Origin of the sequence: Bradyrhizobium sp. CCBAU 53415 (assembly GCF_028128735.1) — a bacterium.
Lineage (GTDB): Bacteria > Pseudomonadota > Alphaproteobacteria > Rhizobiales > Xanthobacteraceae > Bradyrhizobium.
Window position 1 is genome coordinate 451,420 of sequence record NZ_LBJF01000025.1, and the last position, 18,214, is coordinate 469,633.

Below are 18,214 nucleotides of genomic sequence, written 5' to 3' on the forward strand. Positions count from 1 at the left end.
TCAACTCTGTGGACGGATGGATTCCGGGCTCGCGCTGCGCGCGCCGGGGAATGACGGAGCGTCAAAATGGTGAGGGGCCCGATGCGTTGGCATCGAACCCCTCGTCGCATATCAGCCGGCCTATAAGCCGGGTTCTGTAGGGCACCGTCCGCTTGCGCGACCGATACGTGACGGCCATTCCTCTGGGACCGTGTTTGCACATGGCCTCGAGCAACCTACCCGGACGGCGGGCCTGACATCGCCCCGCGGCGTTATCGCTTGCGCGAACAGCCCGCTTAAGCCGTCCCTATTCGGTTTTGCTCCCGGTGGGGTTTGCCATGCCGGCTCCGTTGCCGGAACCGCGGTGCGCTCTTACCGCACCTTTTCACCCTTACTCCGCGAAGCCCGAAGGCGAAGCGGAGCGGTTCGTTCTCTGTGGCACTTTCCCTGGGGTCACCCCCGCCGGACGTTATCCGGCACCGCATGTCAAGGGAGCCCGGACTTTCCTCCCCGGCGGCCTTTCGGCACCTGCCGGAGCGGCCGTCCGGCCGACTGACTGACAACGCATGTGGCATTTGTGACGGTTTCGTCAAGCCGATATCGCGACGCACGAACCGCCCGAAATAATTTATCCTGAAGGTGTCGTTTGGAGCGTGTCCCGTTCGACTGGATGTCGGCGAGTGAGCCGTACAACAGGAGTGAAGCAATGCAATATTTGCTGATGATCTATCAGAACGAGGTCGAATACGCGAAGAACGACGCGGCGACCAGCCAGAAGATGCTGGCCGAATACCAGGCCTTCACCCAATCCATCGTCCAGAGCGGCAACTTCAAGGCCGGCGACCGCCTGCAGCCGACCATGACTGCAACGACCGTGCGTGTGCGCGAGGGAAAGACGCTGACGACCGACGGTCCATTCGCGGAAACGCGCGAGCAGCTCGGCGGTTACTACCTGGTCGAGGCGAAGGATCTCAACGAGGCCATCGCGATCGCGGCGCGGATTCCCAGCGCACGCATCGGCTCGATCGAGGTGCGGCCGATCTGGGTGTATGAGAAGTGAGGATTCTTCCACGCGACGTTCCGGGGCTCGCGAGGCGAGACCCCGGAATCTCGCTCCACAGCTTCGAGGTTCTCAGGTGCGCAATTGCGCACCAGGGTTCGCGACTGCGTCGCGCCCCGGAATGACGGTGGAGTCAAGCGACCGCGTGACATGACCCCCAGCGAGATCGACAAAATCTTCCGCGACGAGGCGGGGCGCGCGCTGGCCACGCTGATCCGTCTCGTCGGCGATTTCGATCTCGCCGAGGACGCGCTTCAGGATGCCTTTGCCGTCGCCCTGGAACGCTGGGCGGCGTGCGAGATCCCCGACAATCCCCGGGCCTGGCTGGTCAATGTCGCCAGGCACAAGGCGATCGACCGCATCCGCCGCCGGGCTGTCTTTCGCGGCAAGCAGCAGGAACTGGTGCACGAGCTGGAACTCAACGCACAGGCCGCCGACGAGCCGCCGGCAACGCTCGACGACGACATGCTTCGGCTGATCTTCATCTGCTGCCATCCGGCGTTCGCGCCCGAGGTGCAGGTCGCGCTGACGCTGCGCACCGTGTGCGGGTTGTCGACGGCGCAGGTGGCACGCGCCTTCCTCGTCGGTGAGGAGGCGATGGCGCAGCGGCTCGTCCGCGCCAAGCAGAAGATCAGGCTTGCCGGCATCCCTTACGAAGTGCCCGGGCGCGAGGCGCTGGTGTCGCGGCTCGACGGCGTCCTCGCCGTCATCTATCTCGTCTTCACCGAGGGCTATGTTGCGACCGAGGGCACGGACCTGATGCGGCCCGATCTCGCCGTCGAAGCCATCCGGCTCGGCCGCTTGCTCGATCGACTGATGCCCGATCGCGCCGGCATCAAGGGCCTGCTGTCCCTGATGCTGCTGCACGACGCGCGCCGCGCCGGGCGCGAGACGTCGGCCGGCGACATCGTGCTGCTCGAAGAGCAGGACCGTTCGCTGTGGGATCGCGGGCAGATCGACGAGGGTCTTCGTCTGGTCGACGATGCGCTGCGCGTGCCGGGCCGGCCGCAGCCCTATGTGGTGCAGGCCGCGATCGCCGCGCTGCATGCGCGTGCGCCAAGCTTCGAGGCGACCGACTGGCCGCAGATCGCCGGGCTCTACGGGGTGCTGCTGCGTATCAACCCCTCGCCGGTGATCGAGCTCAACCACGCCGCGGCGGTGTCCATGGTCGATGGGCCGGCACGCGCGCTGGATCTCGTCGATGCGATCACCGCGCGCGGCGGGCTTTCCGGCTATGAGCTGTTGCCCGCAGTGCGCGCGGATTTGTTGCGAAGGCTCGGCAGGACGGAGGAGGCGCGCGACGCCTATCGTGCGGCGACGGAAGCGACGCAGCTCGCGCCGTTGCGGAGGCTCTATGCGCGAAGGGTGAGGGAGATGGGGTAGGGCTCTCGTGCCCCGGACGCAGCGCAGCGCTACTTCAGCGGTGCGCTGCAGAGCCGGGGCTCATCTCATCGCAACGGGCCGCGTCGTCGATGGGGTCCCGGCTCGCGCTTCGCGCGTCCGGGACACGCGAGTGAACTGCGTGGCCTGCGCCGTCACTTCGACGCAGCCGTCGTCCCTTCCGCCGGCAAGCTCGCCAGCAGCGCCTGCAATGTCGACAGCGTCGAATGGTCAGCGACCCCATCCAGCCGCGCCGGGCGGAAATGGCGCTGGAAGGCGGTGACGACTTCCATCGTCGCGGCATCGTATTTGCCGGTGAGCGGCACGCCGTAGCCGTACCTTGCGAGCGCCTGTTGCATGCTCAGCACGGCGTCGCTGATCGTGCCGAGCATCAGGGTCTCGCCGCGCACGATCGGGGCGGGCGTGACCCAGTGACCGACGCCGGAATTCGCCAGCGAATGCCACGGAAACTTTTCGCCGGGGTCCTTCTTGCGGGCGGGCGCGACGTCGGAATGGCCGAGCACCCGGTGGGCCGGCACCTCGCGGCGGAGCATGATGCCGCGGCACAGCGCGATCACGGCGGCGATCTGGCGCAGCGGGAACTCCGGATAGCCCCAGTCATGGCCGCGATTGATGATCTCGATGCCGATCGAGCAGGAGTTGATGTCGTCCTCGCCGGCCCAGGAGGAGGTGCCCGCGTGCCAGGCGCGCTTGGCCTCGGGCACGCATTGCACGATGCGGCCGTCCTCCAGCACGACATAATGCGCCGAGACTTCGGTGCCGGCCGTGCACAGCCGTGCCAGCGCGCCCTCGACATCGGGCATGCCGGTGTAGTGCAGCACGATCATGTCCGGCTGCCGTCCCTTGTTGCGCTCGCCATAGTTGGGCGAGGGGATGATGTCCGAGACGATCGAAGAGTCGGGTTCGAACGTCCGCAGGCTCGCCGCGGTCTTGGGAACCGGGAGAACGCGTTGACGTTTCGAATCAGATCCAGACGGTGTGGACGAACCGGAGGGCATGAGCAGCTCAAACGGACGGAGAGTGGGGCAAGCCCTTCTCTTTACTATTCCTTTACCCTCCACCGTACGCAATCGCGCGGCGCGGTTAACGGATGCATTTTGATGATGTGTGTGGATGACGCATCACCCCTTCGTCACCTTTTCCACTTGTCACGAGCCGAGCAACGCTTTCTTAACGCTAAGGGCCGTTACTGAGGGATGAAGAGCCGACCCGCGTCCGGAGGCGGCCAAAGCGTATTTTGGCTCGAAATCCCATGGCTGCCCGACAAATTCCACTGGGGACACTGGGTTTGTGGCCCGGGACGACCAGGCTCGGTAACCATGCAGGACGAGGGCTTTGTCGTGGAACCGCCGCGACGCGCAATGATTCGAGGCGTTATGGGCTTGCTCCTCCCCGATCTCCCTTGGATGTCAGGCTGGGCGGTCGGCTGGCGTCTCGCATGAGCTCGGCTCCGCATATCCCCGTTCTTGGCCGTGAGGCCATCGCGCATCTCGCCCCGCGCGAGGGTGGCGTCTACGTCGACGCCACTTTTGGTGCCGGCGGGTATAGCCGCGCGATCCTGGACGTGCCGGGAACCCGACTCATCGCCATTGATCGCGACCGCACCGCGATTGCCGGCGGTGCCGAGCTGGCCGAAGGCTCCGCAGGCCGGCTGATGCTGGTCGAGGACCGCTTCTCCAACCTTGCCGAGGTCTGCGCGGCGCAAGGCGTCGAGGCGATCGATGGCGTCGTGATGGACGTCGGCGTGTCCTCGATGCAGCTCGACCAGGCCGGCCGCGGCTTCTCCTTCCGTCTCGACGGTCCGCTCGACATGCGGATGGGACAGACAGGCCCGACTGCGGCGGACGTCGTCGCGCGCGCCTCCGAAGGCGATCTCGCCGACATCATCTATCTCTTCGGCGAGGAGCGGCATTCGCGCCGCATCGCCCGCGCCATCGTGGCGGACCGGCAGGAAACCCCGTTCAGGACCACGCGCGCGCTCGCCGATCTCGTCGGCAGGGTCGTGCGATCGAAGCCCGGCGAGATTCACCCGGCGACGCGGACGTTCCAGGCGCTGCGCATCTTCGTCAACGAGGAGCTCGAGGAACTGCAGACGGCGCTCGCTGCGGCCGAGCGCGTGCTCAAGCCCGGCGGTCGCCTCGTCGTCGTCTCGTTCCATTCGCTGGAAGACCGCATCGTCAAGAATTTCCTCTCCGAGCGCTCCAAGACGGGCGGCGGTTCGCGGCATCTGCCGGAAGTCGCGCAAAGTCCGCCGAGCTTCCAGCTGCTGACGCGGCGGCCGGTCGTCGCCGGCGAAGACGAAGTCGGGCGCAATCCGCGCGCGCGCTCCGCGAAGCTGCGTGCCGCCGAGCGCACCTCGGCGCCGGCACATGAGATCGATGAGGCATCGTCCTGGCCAAAACTCTCCGACGTGATTAGGGGCGGCTAGCGCATGCGCATCATCCACCTCCTCGTCATCGGTGCGCTGATCTTCGCGGCGGCCCATGTCTACCGGATCAAGATGGACTCCACCGCGCGCACCGAGAAGGTGCTGCGGCTGCATGCGGAGATCCGCGAACAGCGCGATGCGATCGCCTCGCTGCGCGCCGAATGGGCCAAGCTCGATGCGCCCTTGCGTCTGCAAGGACTGTCCGACCGGCATCTGCACCTCAAGCCGGTCAACGGCACGCAATATGATTCGCTGAAGAATTTGCCGGAGCGCCCGCCGCGGATGTTCAGGCCGGGCGAGCCCGATCCGATCGGGGCCATGCTCAACGCCATCGAAGCCGCGAGCGACCCCGACACGGTGACGGGCTCCGTGCCTCAGCCCGAGGACAAGCAATGAGCCCGGCGACGCCTGCAAAACCAGCTGCAAGACCAATCGAACCCTGGCGGCAGCGGCTGATCCGCAGCCTGCTCTATGGGCGCAATGTCGATCGCGCCGCAAAGGCGCGCGCACGCGTGGGCCTCGCCATGCTCGCCTTCGCTTCGGTCTACGCCCTGATCGGCGGCCGGCTCGTGATGTTCGCGATCGGCGCCGACGCCCACAGCGCGCGCCGCGCCGCGGCGCAGGAGGTGGTTGCGACCGCGCGGCCCGACATCGTCGACCGCAACGGCGCGATCCTCGCGACCGACGTCAAGGCGGCGAGCCTGTTCGGCGAGCCGCGCCGCATCATCGACAAGGACGAGGCGATCGAGCTGCTGACCGCGACCATTCCCGACCTCGACGAGGCCGAGGTGCGCGAGCGCCTGAAGTCGCGCAAGGGCTTCGCCTGGCTCAAGCGCGAGGTCACGCCGGCGCAGCAGCAGGCCATCCACAAGCTCGGCATTCCCGGCATCGGCTTCCTGCGCGAGAACAAGCGCGTCTATCCGACCGGCAACGAGGTCGCCCATCTCATCGGTCTCGTCAACATCGACAACCAGGGCATCGCCGGCCTCGAGAAGTGGCTCGACAACCAGGGGCTCGCCGATCTCCATCGCGCCGGCTTTGCCACCGACCGGCTGCAAAAGCCGATCGAGCTCTCGGTCGATCTGCGCGTCGAGCATGCGCTGCGCGACGAGCTGTTGAAGGCCAAGGACAAGTTCCACGCCAAGGCCGCCTCCGGCATCGTCTCCAACGTCAAGACCGGTGAGATCGTGGCGATGGTCTCGCTTCCGGACTTCGATCCCAACAATCCGAAGGAAGCGCACGACCCCGATCGCATCAACCGCCTGACCACCGGCGTCTACGAGATGGGCTCGACCTTCAAGGCGTTCACGCTGGCGATGGCGCTCGATTCCGGCAAGATCAATCTGAACTCGATGTGGGACGCACGCGGTAACCTCCACTACGGCAAGTTCACGATTCACGACAGTCATCCGCTCGGGCGTTTCATCAACACCAAGGAAGTGTTCACCTACTCCTCCAACATCGGCGCGGCGCGGATCGCGCTCGGCCAGGGCGTGGAAGCGCACAAGGCGTTCCTCGCCAAGATGGGTCAGCTCACGCGGCTGCGCACCGAGCTGCCGGAGAGCGCGGCGCCGTTGATCCCGCGCCGCTGGAGTGAACTGAACACGGTGACCGCGGCGTTCGGACAAGGGCTCTCCGTGGCGCCGCTACAGGCGGTGATGGGCATCAACGCGCTGGTCAACGGCGGCTATTTGATTCCGCCGACCTTCATGAAGCGCAGCCCGGAGGAAGCCGCGGTGCTGGCCAAGCGCGTCATCAAGCCGGAGACCAGCGACAAGATGCGGTATCTGATGAGGCTCAATGCCGAAATCGGCACCGCCAAAACAGCCGACGTCAAGGGCTACTACGTCGGTGGCAAGACCGGCACCTCGGAAAAGGTCATCAACGGGCGTTACGCCAAGAAGCGCGTGCTCAACTCGTTCACCGCCATCCTGCCGTGCGACGATCCCAAATATCACGTTCTGATCATGCTGGACGAGCCGCAGGCACTGCCGGAGACGCATGGTTTCATCACCTCGGGCTGGAACGCGGTGCCGACCGGGGGCAAGGTGATCGAGCGGATCGCGCCGCTTCTGGGCGTCGAGCCGCGGTTTGACCTGCCGCCGTCCGAGCGCCTTATTCTTGCAGCATCCAGGACAACCCAGTAATCAACCGGGTGGGCCATCGCCGGTGCCGAGTCGGGATTTTCCAAGGGATTCGGCTTTCCGGCAGGGCATGTCGACTGGAAGACCATGAAGCTGCGCGACCTCTTGGGTCAGGATATTCTGGGCGATGATGCCGCGATCGCGCCCGCTGTTGCTGCGCTCGACGCGAGCGGCCTTGCGCTCGACAGCCGCGTGGTCAAGCCGGGCGACCTGTTCTTTGCGCTCGCGGGCAGCAAGACCGATGGTGTCCGCTTCATCGATGCCGCAGTTGCGGCCGGCGCGGTCGCCGTCGTCGGCGACCATGCGCCCGCGGCCTGCCAGGTGCCGTTCATCGCGGTCGCCAATCCGCGCCGCGCGCTGGCGCTGGCTGCGGCAAGATTCTTCCCGGCGCAGCCCGCCACGATCGCCGCCGTGACCGGCACCAGCGGCAAGACCTCGGTCGCGGCGTTCACGCGCCAGATCTGGGAGCGGCTGGGGCATGCCGCCGCCAGCATCGGCACCATCGGCCTCGTCTCGCCCAAGCGCACCGTCTACGGCTCGCTGACGACGCCGGATCCGATCGCGCTGCACCGGCAGATCGATGATATCGCATGCGAGGGCGTCACGCATCTCGCCTTCGAGGCCTCCTCGCACGGGCTCGACCAGTATCGCCTCGACGGAGTGCGCGTCTCGGCCGGCGGCTTCACCAACCTGTCGCGCGACCACATGGACTATCATCCGACCGTCGCGCATTATCTTGCGGCGAAGCTTCGCCTGTTCCGCGAACTGGTGCCGCCGGGCGGCGCCGCAGTGATCTCGGCCGATCATGATTGCTCGGCGGAAGCAATCGATGCGGCGAAGTCGCGCGGCCTGCGCGTGATGGCGGTGGGCCGCAACGGCGATGGAGCAGGCGAGGGCATCCGCCTCACCGAGGCCGTGGTCGAAGGTTTCTCGCAGAAGCTGACGGTCGAACATCGCGGCAGGCTCCATGCGATCCGGCTGCCGCTGGTCGGCGAATTCCAGATCGAGAACGCGCTGGTGTCGGCGGGCCTTGCGATCGGCACTGGCAGCGACGCCGCCAACGTGTTTGCAGGCCTCGAACATCTCGAAGGCGCCAAGGGCCGGCTCGAGCGCGTCGGCGAGCGCAACGGCGCGCCGATCTTCGTCGATTACGCGCACAAGCCCGATGCGCTCGCGAAGGCGCTCCAGGCACTGAGGCCTTATGCGCAGCGCAGGCTGGTCGTCGTGTTCGGCGCCGGCGGCGATCGCGATGCCGGCAAGCGTCCGATCATGGGCGAGATCGCGGCCGCGAACGCCGACGGCGTCATCATCACCGACGACAATCCGCGCAGCGAGAAGCCGGAAGCCATCCGCGCCGCGATCCTCGCCACCGCGAAGGGCGCCCGCGAAATCGGCGACCGCGCGGCTGCGATCCGCGTGGCGATCGAGGGCTTGGAAGAAGGCGATGCGCTGCTCATCGCCGGGAAGGGCCATGAGACCGGGCAGATCATCGGTGGAGAGGTTCTGCCCTTCAGTGATCACGAGGCGGTTGCCGCCGCACTAGCATCGAGGGTTGCATGAGCGCGCCAATATGGACGGTCGCCGAGGTCGCGCATGCGCTTGGTGTTGCCGGATCATTCCCGGACACGGGAATCGACTTCGTCACGCAGGACAGCCGCCTGGTGAAGCCGGGCAGCCTGTTCGTCGCGCTCAGCGGCACGCCGAGCGGCGGCTTCGTCTCGGCCTTCGCCAGCGCGCGCGACGGCTGGGAGTTCGCGGACAAGGCGGAAGCTTCGGGCGCGGTGGCGATGATCGTGCCGCACGAGATCGCGGGCATCCGCATTCCGCAGATCGTCGTGAAGGATACGCTGATCGACGGTCTCTGGGGCCTTGCACGTGCCGCACGCACGCGCTTTGGCGGACCGGTGATCGGGCTCACCGGAAGCGCGGGCAAGACCAGCACCAAGGAGTTTCTCGCCGCCTATCCGAACGCCTATGCGAGCCCGTCCAGCTTCAACAATTTCTGGGGCGTGCCGCTGACGCTGTGCAACGCGAGACCCGACGCCAGTCTCTGGGTCGTCGAGATGGGCATGAACCAGCAAGGCGAGATCGCGCGGCTCAGCGAATTGACCCGGCCGACGGTCGCGCTCGTCGTCAACGTTCAGCCCGTGCATCTGGAAAAGCTCGGCTCGCTCGACGCTATCAGGCGCGAGAAAGTGTCGATCGCGCTCGGCCTGCCCGAGGGCGGGGTGCTGGTGCTGCCCGCTGGAATCAAGGCGCCCGAGTGGAAGGGCAAGGTCGTGCGCTTTGGCGGCGAGCACGCCGAGGTGCACGAGGTCGCGCATGCGCCGCATGGCGAGAGCTGGCAGGTGGTGGCCATGATCGGCAGGAAGGAGATCGCCTTCAGCCTCACTCCTGGCGCGCCGCACCGGGTGCATAATGCGCTGGCAGCGCTCGCCGCCGTTCATGCCGCGCATCTCGACGTTGCGACGCTCGCGATCAAGCTCGACCGCGTCGGCATCATGACCGGCCGCGGCGTCGAGCAGGCGGTCGGCGATGTCACCGTGATCGACGACAGCTTCAACGGCAATCCCGCCAGCGTGGCGGCTGCGCTGCAAAGCCTCCAGGCGCGCAACGTGAGCGACGGACGGCGGATCGCAGTTCTCGGCGACATGCTCGAGTTGGGCGAGGACGCACCTCACTATCACACCGGCCTCGCCAGGCATCTGGAAGGCATCGACGGCGTCTACTGCGTCGGCCCCCTGATGCGCCACCTCTACGACGTGCTGCCATCAGGCAAGGGCCTCGGCTGGCACGATGATCCCGTCACGCTGAAGCCGAGCGAGGTTGCGAGCCTGCTGAAGGCAGGCGATGTCGTGGTTGTCAAGGGTAGCAAAAAGATGTTCTGGATCAACAAGTTTGTGCCGGGCCTGGTGGCCGCCTTGCAGGCAAAGGCGTAAACTGCTTGGAAGGCGCTGTTCCCGAATCCCACCCTTTGCGGCGCGAAGCCCGTCTATTTTTCCGAAGAGGTCGCGACCCATGACGAAGACCAGCGAATGCGCGTGAGGCACGTTGAGGCCAAGATGAAGGCCAGGAACAAGGCCAAGGCTGCGCGTGCATAGGCGCCATAGGACCGACTGAATGTTTTACTGGCTGATCGACCTCTCCAACACATTTTCGGGCTTCGGTGCCGTTCGCACCTTCCTGAACGTCTTCCGCTACATCACTTTCCGCACCGGCGGCGCGGTCGTCACCGGCGCGCTGTTCGTCTTTCTGTTCGGGCCCTGGATCATCGATCATCTGCGCATCCGCCAGGGCAAGGGCCAGCCGATCCGGACCGACGGTCCGCAATCGCATCTCGCCAAGAAGGGCACGCCCACCATGGGCGGGCTGATGATCCTGTCCGGCCTCACCGTCGGCACGGTGCTGTGGGCCAACCCGCTCAACCCCTACGTCTGGATCGTGCTGGCGGTGACGCTCGGCTTCGGCTTCGTCGGCTTCTATGACGATTACCTCAAGGTGACCAAGCAGACCACGACCGGGTTCGGCAGCAAGCTTCGCCTGTTGATCGAGGCGATCATCGCGCTGGTTGCCTGCTATGCCCTGGTGCGGCTGAACCGCGATCCCGCCTCCACCGCGCTGACGATTCCGTTCCTGAAGGACACCGTGCTGCATTTCGGCTGGTTCTTCGTCATCTTCGGCGCCTTCGTCATCGTCGGCTCCGGCAACGCCGTGAATCTCACCGACGGCCTCGACGGCCTCGCCATCGTGCCGGTGATGATCGCGACCGCGAGCTTTGCGATGATCGCCTATCTCGCCGGCAACGCGGTGTTCGCCGAATATCTCCAGATCAAATATGTCGCGGGTACCGGCGAGCTCGCGGTGCTCTGCGGTGCGCTATTGGGCGCCGGTCTCGGTTTTCTCTGGTTCAACGCCCCGCCGGCTTCGATCTTCATGGGCGACACCGGCTCGCTCGCGCTCGGCGGCATGCTCGGTGCCATCGCGGTCGCGGTGAAGCACGAGATCGTGCTCGCCGTGATCGGCGGCCTGTTCGTGCTGGAGGCGGTCTCCGTCATCGTGCAGGTGGTGTCGTTCAAGCTGACGGGCAAGCGCATCTTCCGGATGGCGCCGATCCATCACCATTTCGAGCAGCTCGGCTGGACCGAGCCGCAGATCGTGATCCGGTTCTGGATCATCTCGGTGATGCTGGCGCTGGCCGGCTTGTCGACGCTGAAGCTGCGGTGATGAGGGTGTCTGCCCAGGATCGTCATTCCGGACGACGCGAAGCGGCGATCCGGAATCTCGAGATTCCGGGTTCGACGCTGTCGCGTCGCCCCGGAATGACATGGGCCCAATCATGATCCCCGTCACGTCCTTTGCCGGCAAGACCGTCGCGGTGTTCGGCCTCGGCGGGTCGGGGCTCGCCTCCTGCCACGCGCTGAAGGCGGGCGGCGCCGAGGTGATCGCCGCCGATGACAATGCCGAGAACGTCGCCAAAGCCGCGCAGGCCGGTTTCATCACCGCCGATCTGCGCAATGTCTCCTGGGCGAATTTCGCCGCACTCGTGCTCGCGCCCGGCGTGCCGCTGACCCATCCGGTGCCGCACTGGAGCGTGCTGAAGGCGCGCGAGGCAGGCTGTGAGGTGATCGGCGACATCGAATTGTTCTGCCGCGAGCGGCGGCGCCACGCGCCGGATGCGCCCTTCATCGCCATCACCGGCACCAACGGCAAATCGACCACCACGGCGCTGATCGCACATCTCACGAAAGTCGCCGGCTACGACACCCAGATGGGCGGCAATATCGGCACCGCGATCCTGTCGCTGGAGCCGCCGCGCATGGGGCGCGTCCACGTCATCGAGATGTCGTCCTACCAGATCGACCTCACGCCCTCGCTCGATCCCTCGGTCGGCGTCCTGCTCAATGTCAGCGAGGACCATATCGACCGTCACGGCACCATCGAGCATTACGCCGCGGTGAAGGAACGCCTCGTCGCGGGCGTGCAGGCTGGCGGCACCGCGGTCGTCGGCGTCGATGACGGTTTCTGCCGCGACATCGCCGACCGGCTCGACCGTTCGGGTAAGAACGTCGTGCGCATCTCGGTCAAGAATCCGCTCGCGAGCGGTATCCATGTCGAGCACGGCAATATCGTGCGCACCTCGGGCGGCGCCCGCAGCGAGATCGCCGCGCTCGGCGGCATCGGCTCGCTGCGCGGCCTGCACAATGCGCAGAACGCGGCCTGCGCCGCCGCCGCCGCGCTCGCGATGGGCATCAGCCTCGATGTGCTGCAGAGCGGCCTGCGCAGCTTTCCCGGCCTTGCGCACCGCATGGAGCAGGTCGGTCGCCGCGGCAACGTTTTGTTCGTCAACGATTCCAAGGGCACCAACGCGGATGCCACCGCGCATGCGCTGTCGTCCTTTGCCGACATCTTCTGGATCGCCGGCGGCAAGCCCAAGGCCGGCGGGATTACCAGCCTGACCGGTTTCTTCCCGCGTATCCGCAAGGCCTATCTGATCGGCGAAGCCGCGCAGGAGTTTTCGGGCACGCTGGGCACGCAGGGCACGCAGGTCGCGCACGAGATCAGCCAGACGCTGGACGTCGCGGTCGAGCACGCCGCCCGCGATGCGGAAGCATCGGGCCTCACCGACGCCGTCGTGCTGCTGTCGCCCGCCTGCGCCTCCTTCGACCAGTACCGCAACTTCGAGATCCGCGGCACCAAGTTCCGCGAGCTGGTGCAGGCGCTGCCCGGTGTGAAGCCGGTGGTGTAGGGCGCTCTCGTGTCCCGGACGCGCGTAGCGCGGGCCGGGACCCAAGCCGCTACACGATACACTGCCGCAATGGGCCCCGGCTCTGCAGCGCGCCACGCCGCGAAGAAGCGGCGCGCTGCGCTACGTCCGGGGCACGAGACTCTCCACAACTTCATCCATTCCCTTAACCCCCCGGTAACCAACCTCGGCGACCAATGGGCGGACCTCTGTCCGAAAGCGGCCGCCCATGCTCTCCCGTGAAGAACGCACCCCCTTTTCCGAGTGGTGGTGGACCGTCGACAAGCCGCTGATGGGCGCCATCCTGGCCTTGATGCTGACGGGCGTGATCCTGTCGCTGGCGGCGAGCCCGCCGGTCGCGACCCGCATCGGGCTCGATCCGTTCCATTTCTTTAATCGTCACGTGCTGTTCCTGGTGCCGTCCTGCATCGTGCTGCTCGGGGTGTCCTTCCTGTCGCCGCGGTCGATCCGCCGCTCGGCCCTGATCATCTTCGCGGCGAGCATCATCCTGATCGTGCTTACGCTCGCGATCGGCCCCGAGGTGAAGGGTTCGCGGCGCTGGATCACGCTGCTCGGCGTCAACATCCAGGCCTCCGAGATCGCGAAGCCGTCCTTCGTCGTGATCGCCGCCTGGCTGTTCGCGGAATCGACCAAGCGGCCCGAGATGCCTGCGACCTCGATGGCGCTGGTGCTGCTCATGATGCTGGTCGCGCTGCTGGTGATGGAGCCGGATTTCGGTCAGACCATGCTGATCCTGATGGTGTGGGGCTCGCTGTTCTTCATCGCGGGCATGCGCATGATCTGGGTGTTCGGCCTCGCGGGCCTCGGTGCGGCCGGCCTGTTCAGCGCCTATCTGTTCGTCCCACACGTGGCGGGGCGCATCAAGCGCTTCATGAACCCCGCTTCCGGCGACACTTTCCAGGTCGATACCGCCATGGAAGCCTTCTACAACGGCGGATGGTTCGGCCTCGGACCGGGCGAGGGCATCGCCAAGCGCAGCCTGCCGGACAGCCATACCGACTTCGTGTTCGCGGTCGCCGCCGAGGAGTTCGGCATCATCCTGTGCCTTGCGATGCTGGCACTGTTCACCTTCGTCGTGATCCGGACGCTGTCGCGGGCCTATGCCAACGAGGACATGTTCTCGCGCTTTGCCGCCTCGGGTCTTGCGATCCTGTTCGGCGTGCAGGCCGCGATCAACATGTCGGTCAATCTCCAGCTCATCCCGGCCAAGGGCATGACGCTGCCCTTCATCTCCTATGGCGGTTCCTCGATCGTCTCGCTGGCCTATGGCGTCGGCATGATGCTGGCGCTGACTCGGCTGCGCCCGCGCACCGAGGTCGAGGCGAACGGCCACGCCGAGGCGATGCGCAGTTACGCGTGACGGTCTCGTGTCCCGGACAAGCGAAGCGCAGATCCCGGACCCAGACTACCGCACCAATGGGCCCCGGTTCAGCAGCGCACCACGTCGCAAAGGGCGACGTGCTGCGCTGCGCCCGGGGCACGAGGGCAGCTTCGCTCGCAATGACGAGAAAGACCCTGTAAAACTCCCTCACCATGGACACCTCTTCCCCCCTGATTCTTCTCGCCGCGGGCGGCACCGGCGGCCATCTGTTTCCGGCCGAGGCGCTCGGCGTCGAGTTGATCAGGCGCGGCTATCGCGTCCGCCTCGTGACGGACGAGCGCGCACTGCGCTACAGCGGGCTGTTCAGCAAGGATATGATCGACGTCGTCAGAAGCGAGACCGCGCGCGGCCGCAATCCGTTCCAGCTTGCCTATGCCGGGCTCACGCTCGCGGCCGGCACGCTGTCCGCCTACGCCTTGATCAAGCGCCTGAAGCCCGTCGCTGTCGTCGGCTTCGGCGGCTATCCGACGCTGCCGCCGCTGGTCGCGGCGAAATTTGCCGGCGTGCCCGGCATCATCCACGACGCCAACGCCGTGCTCGGCCGTGCCAACCGGTTCCTGGCGAGCCGCGTGCGCGCCATCGCGACGTCCTTGCCCGGTGTGCTCGACCGCGATCCCGCGCTATCCGGCAAGACCACGACGGTCGGCACGCCGATGCGGCCCGCGGTCCTCGCCGCCGCCGCCGTGCCATATGCCGCGCCCGAGGTGAACGGACCGCTGCGCCTGCTCGTCGTCGGCGGCAGCCAGGGCGCGCGCATCATGGCCGACATCGTGCCCGGCGCGATCGAGCGGCTCGAGCCTGCGCTGTGGAGCCGCCTCGTCCTCACCCAGCAGGTGCGCGAAGAGGACATGAGCCGCGTGCGCGCGGTCTACGACAAGCTCAAGATCAAGTTTGAGCTCGCGCCGTTCTTCACCGATCTGCCCGCGCGTCTCGCCTCCAACCATCTCGTGGTATCGCGCTCCGGCGCCGGCACGGTGGCCGAGCTCGCGGCGATCGGCCGGCCCTCGATCCTGGTGCCGCTGCCAGGCTCGATCGATCAGGATCAGTTCGCTAATGCCGGCGTGCTGGTCAAGGTCGATGGCGCCATTCGTGTCCCTCAGACCGAGTTCACCTCCGACCGGTTGGCGTCCGAAATCTCCGCCTTCGTCGCCGAGCCCGCGCGCCTCGCCCGCATGGCTGAAGCCGCCCGCGGCGCCGGCCGGCTCGACGCGGCCGAGCGGTTGGCGGATCTCGTGGTCAAAGTCGCGGGAATCTGACGCGAAAAAGCCCTTGTCTTCGCGTTCTAAAGCGGGGCATCCAGTAGGAAAGGCGTGCGGCTGATTTGGCCGTGACCTTCGCCAGATGCCGCCTGCGCAAGGCGGCAAGGTCAGGGATTAGAGCATGAGACTGCCGCGCGAGATCGGACCCATCCACTTCGTCGGGATCGGCGGGATCGGCATGAGCGGCATCGCCGAGGTGCTGGTCAATCTCGGCTATGCCGTGCAGGGCTCGGACGCTTCCGACAATTACAATCTCGATCGTCTGCGCAAGAAGGGTGCGAAGGTCTCGGTCGGCCACAAGGCCGGGAATATCGACGGTGCCGAGGTCGTCGTTGTCTCCACCGCGATCAAGCGCGACAATCCGGAGCTGATGGCGGCGCGCGAAAGGCGCATTCCCGTGGTGCGCCGCGCCGAGATGCTGGCCGAGCTGATGCGGCTGAAGAGCTGCGTCGCCATCGCCGGCACGCACGGCAAGACCACCACGACCACGATGGTCGCAACGCTGCTCGACGCCGGCGGGCTCGACCCCACCGTGATCAACGGCGGCATCATCAACGCCTACGGCTCCAACGCGCGGCTTGGTGCCGGTGACTGGATGGTGGTGGAGGCCGACGAGAGCGACGGCACGTTCCTGAAGCTGCCGACCGATGTCGCGATCGTCACCAATGTCGACCCCGAGCATCTCGATCACTTCAAGACCTTCGACGCCGTGCAGGACGCCTTCCGCCATTTCGTCGAAAACCTGCCGTTCTACGGCTTCGCCGTGATGTGCATCGATCATCCCGTGGTGCAGAGCCTGGTCGGCAGGATCGAAGACCGCCGCATCATCACTTACGGCGAGAATCCGCAGGCTGACGCCCGCCTGGTCGATCTCACCGCGGGCGGCGGCGGCTCGAAGTTCAAGGTCGTGATCCGCGACCGCAAGACCGGCACCACGCATGAGATCGCCGACCTCGCGCTGCCGATGCCGGGCCGCCACAACGCCTCGAACGCGACGGCGGCGATTGCCGTCGCTCACGCGCTCGGTGTGTCGGACGAAGCGATCCGCAAGGCGATCGCAGGCTTCGGCGGCGTCAAGCGCCGCTTCACCAAAACCGGCGAATGGAACGGCGTCACCGTCATCGACGATTACGGCCATCACCCCGTGGAAATCGCGGCCGTGCTGAAAGCAGCGCGCGATTCCTACACCGGCAAGGTGATCGCCGTGGTGCAGCCGCACCGCTACACTCGCCTGCAATCGCTGTTCGAGGAATTCTGCGCCTGCTTCAACGACGCCGATGCGGTTGTTGTCGCCGACGTCTATGCCGCAGGCGAGACGCCGATTGAGGGCATCGACCGCGATCATTTCGTCGCCGGCCTGCGCGCCCACGGCCATCGCGAGGTGATCCCGCTGCCGGCGGCCTCGGAGCTCGCGGGCATCGTCAAGGGACTTGCCAATTCCGGCGACCTCGTCGTGTGCCTGGGCGCCGGCAACATCACGCAATGGGCGTATGCCTTGCCGGGCGAATTGAAGGCGCTGGGGTGATCGAGCGAATGTCGCTTCATCGTCGATCACCGCCCGTGTGGCCACCCCTCTCCCTACCCCTCCCCCGCAAGGGGGGAGGGAACCCTTCCGCCCGTGCGTCCCTCACTCTCCCAAAGCATCAGACTGTGGCTGTAATACCAGGTGAGGTGAGCACGCCCGTCAGGCTCCCTCCCCCCTTGCGGGGGAGGGTTCGGGAGAGGGGTAGCCACAAACTCCGACTTCGCTTGGGGCTTGCGGCATGAGCTTTCCCGACATCGCGCCCGAACTCAAAGCCGCGATGCCGGAGCTGCGCGGCCGGCTGCTGGCCAACCAGTCGCTGGCCGAGCTGACCTGGTTTCGCGTCGGCGGTCCCGCGCAGGTGCTGTTCACGCCGGCGGACGAGGACGATCTCGCTTATTTCCTCGCGCATCTCGCTTCCGACATTCCGGTCTACGTCGTCGGCGTCGGCTCCAACCTGATCGTGCGCGATGGCGGCATTGCGGGCGTCGTGATCCGCCTTGCGCCGCGGGCCTTCGGCGAGGCCACCGCGAGCGGAGACATCGTCACCGCCGGCGCCGCTGCGCTCGACAAGCGCGTGGCGGAGGTCGCGGCAAGCGCCAACATCGGCGGGCTGGAATTCTATTTCGGCATTCCCGGCACCATCGGCGGCGCGCTGCGCATGAATGCCGGCGCCAATGGCGGCGAGACCAGGGACGTGCTGATCGAGGCGCGAGGCGTGGGCCGCGACGGCACCAGGCACGTGTTCTCCAACGCCGAAATGAAATTCGTCTATCGCAACAGCGGCGTCGATCCCTCCATCATCTTCACCTCCGCGCGCTTCCGTGGCGAGATCCGGGATGCGGAGGCGATCCGCGCGCGCATGGCGGAGGTGCAAAACCACCGCGAGACCGCGCAGCCGATCCGCGAAAAGACCGGCGGTTCGACCTTCAAGAATCCGCCCGGCCATTCCGCCTGGAAGCTGGTCGATGCCGCCGGATGTCGCGGCTTGCGCGTCGGCGGCGCGCAGGTGTCCGAGATGCACTGCAATTTCCTGATCAACACCGGAGATGCCACAGCGCACGACATCGAGACGCTGGGCGAGACCGTGCGCGAACGCGTGAAGGCAAATTCCGGAATCGAGCTACACTGGGAAATCAAGCGGATCGGGGTTTCCGCGTGAGTGTCATTCCGGGGGCGCGAAGCGCAGCCCGGAATCTCGAGATTCTCAGGTGCGCAAGTGCGCACCATAGTTCGATGCTGCGCATCGCCCCGGAATGACGAACGAGAGAGATTG

Annotated in this window: 14 protein-coding genes and 1 other RNA gene; 13 read left to right on the plus strand and 2 right to left on the minus strand. The window is 66.4% G+C overall.

All coding sequences use genetic code 11. From position 1 onward, the window contains the following. Positions 1–107 precede the first annotated feature (107 nt). An RNA gene (gene rnpB / locus XH87_RS23205) (RNase P RNA component class A) lies at positions 108–535 on the minus strand. 150 nt (positions 536–685) lie between these two features. Here rnpB and XH87_RS23210 point away from each other — a divergent pair. Together XH87_RS23210 and XH87_RS23215 are read left to right on the plus strand one after the other, a co-directional pair. Continuing rightward, positions 686–1,039, plus strand: coding sequence for a YciI family protein (locus XH87_RS23210; protein WP_035712396.1), 354 nt, complete (start codon positions 686–688; stop codon positions 1,037–1,039). A 150-nt stretch (positions 1,040–1,189) separates the two neighbouring features. Next, entirely contained in the window at positions 1,190–2,422 is a 1,233-nt protein-coding gene (locus tag XH87_RS23215) for an RNA polymerase sigma factor (protein WP_271589028.1), read from the plus strand. 152 nt (positions 2,423–2,574) lie between these two features. Here XH87_RS23215 and XH87_RS23220 read toward each other — a convergent pair whose 3' ends face one another. Next, positions 2,575–3,438 (minus strand): N-acetylmuramoyl-L-alanine amidase, encoded by an 864-nt coding sequence (locus XH87_RS23220; RefSeq protein ID WP_271589029.1) that lies wholly within the window; start codon positions 3,436–3,438, stop codon positions 2,575–2,577. A 440-nt stretch (positions 3,439–3,878) separates the two neighbouring features. Here XH87_RS23220 and rsmH point away from each other — a divergent pair, with 440 nt between their 5' ends. From rsmH to murB, 11 genes are all read left to right on the plus strand, one after another. After that, a complete protein-coding gene (gene rsmH, locus XH87_RS23225; RefSeq protein WP_271589030.1) occupies positions 3,879–4,868 on the plus strand; it encodes a 16S rRNA (cytosine(1402)-N(4))-methyltransferase RsmH in 990 nt (329 codons plus the stop codon). A gap of 3 nt (positions 4,869–4,871) precedes the next feature. Further along, entirely contained in the window at positions 4,872–5,264 is a 393-nt protein-coding gene (ftsL, locus tag XH87_RS23230; protein WP_271589031.1) for a cell division protein FtsL, read from the plus strand. Then, on the plus strand, positions 5,261–7,015 hold the full coding sequence (locus tag XH87_RS23235) for a peptidoglycan D,D-transpeptidase FtsI family protein (RefSeq protein ID WP_271589032.1): 1,755 nt from the start codon (positions 5,261–5,263) through the stop codon (positions 7,013–7,015). The genes ftsL and XH87_RS23235 overlap by 4 nt, the downstream gene beginning before the upstream one ends. 84 nt (positions 7,016–7,099) lie before the next feature. Next, the gene (locus XH87_RS23240) at positions 7,100–8,572 is read left to right on the plus strand and encodes a UDP-N-acetylmuramoyl-L-alanyl-D-glutamate--2,6-diaminopimelate ligase (protein ID WP_271589033.1); all 1,473 of its coding nucleotides are present in this window, start codon (positions 7,100–7,102) and stop codon (positions 8,570–8,572) included. Then, on the plus strand, positions 8,569–9,951 hold the full coding sequence (locus XH87_RS23245; RefSeq protein ID WP_271589034.1) for a UDP-N-acetylmuramoyl-tripeptide--D-alanyl-D-alanine ligase: 1,383 nt from the start codon (positions 8,569–8,571) through the stop codon (positions 9,949–9,951). The genes XH87_RS23240 and XH87_RS23245 overlap by 4 nt, the downstream gene beginning before the upstream one ends. Positions 9,952–10,132: 181 nt before the next feature. After that, a complete protein-coding gene (gene mraY, locus XH87_RS23250) occupies positions 10,133–11,236 on the plus strand; it encodes a phospho-N-acetylmuramoyl-pentapeptide-transferase (RefSeq protein WP_035712382.1) in 1,104 nt (367 codons plus the stop codon). Between the two features lie 112 nt (positions 11,237–11,348). Next, positions 11,349–12,758, plus strand: coding sequence for a UDP-N-acetylmuramoyl-L-alanine--D-glutamate ligase (murD, locus tag XH87_RS23255; RefSeq protein WP_271589163.1), 1,410 nt, complete (start codon positions 11,349–11,351; stop codon positions 12,756–12,758). A 226-nt stretch (positions 12,759–12,984) separates the two neighbouring features. Then, complete coding sequence (gene ftsW / locus XH87_RS23260) at positions 12,985–14,136, plus strand: putative lipid II flippase FtsW (RefSeq protein ID WP_035712377.1); 1,152 nt, start codon at positions 12,985–12,987, stop codon at positions 14,134–14,136. Positions 14,137–14,309: 173 nt separating this feature from the next. Then, positions 14,310–15,413 carry an undecaprenyldiphospho-muramoylpentapeptide beta-N-acetylglucosaminyltransferase gene (gene murG / locus XH87_RS23265; RefSeq protein WP_271589035.1) on the plus strand — a complete coding sequence of 368 codons (1,104 nt, stop codon included), beginning with the start codon at positions 14,310–14,312 and terminating at the stop codon, positions 15,411–15,413. A gap of 124 nt (positions 15,414–15,537) precedes the next feature. Further along, positions 15,538–16,941, plus strand: coding sequence for a UDP-N-acetylmuramate--L-alanine ligase (murC, locus tag XH87_RS23270; protein ID WP_271589036.1), 1,404 nt, complete (start codon positions 15,538–15,540; stop codon positions 16,939–16,941). A 238-nt stretch (positions 16,942–17,179) separates the two neighbouring features. Further along, on the plus strand, positions 17,180–18,100 hold the full coding sequence (gene murB / locus XH87_RS23275) for a UDP-N-acetylmuramate dehydrogenase (RefSeq protein WP_271589037.1): 921 nt from the start codon (positions 17,180–17,182) through the stop codon (positions 18,098–18,100). The last annotated feature ends 114 nt before the right edge of the window (positions 18,101–18,214 follow it).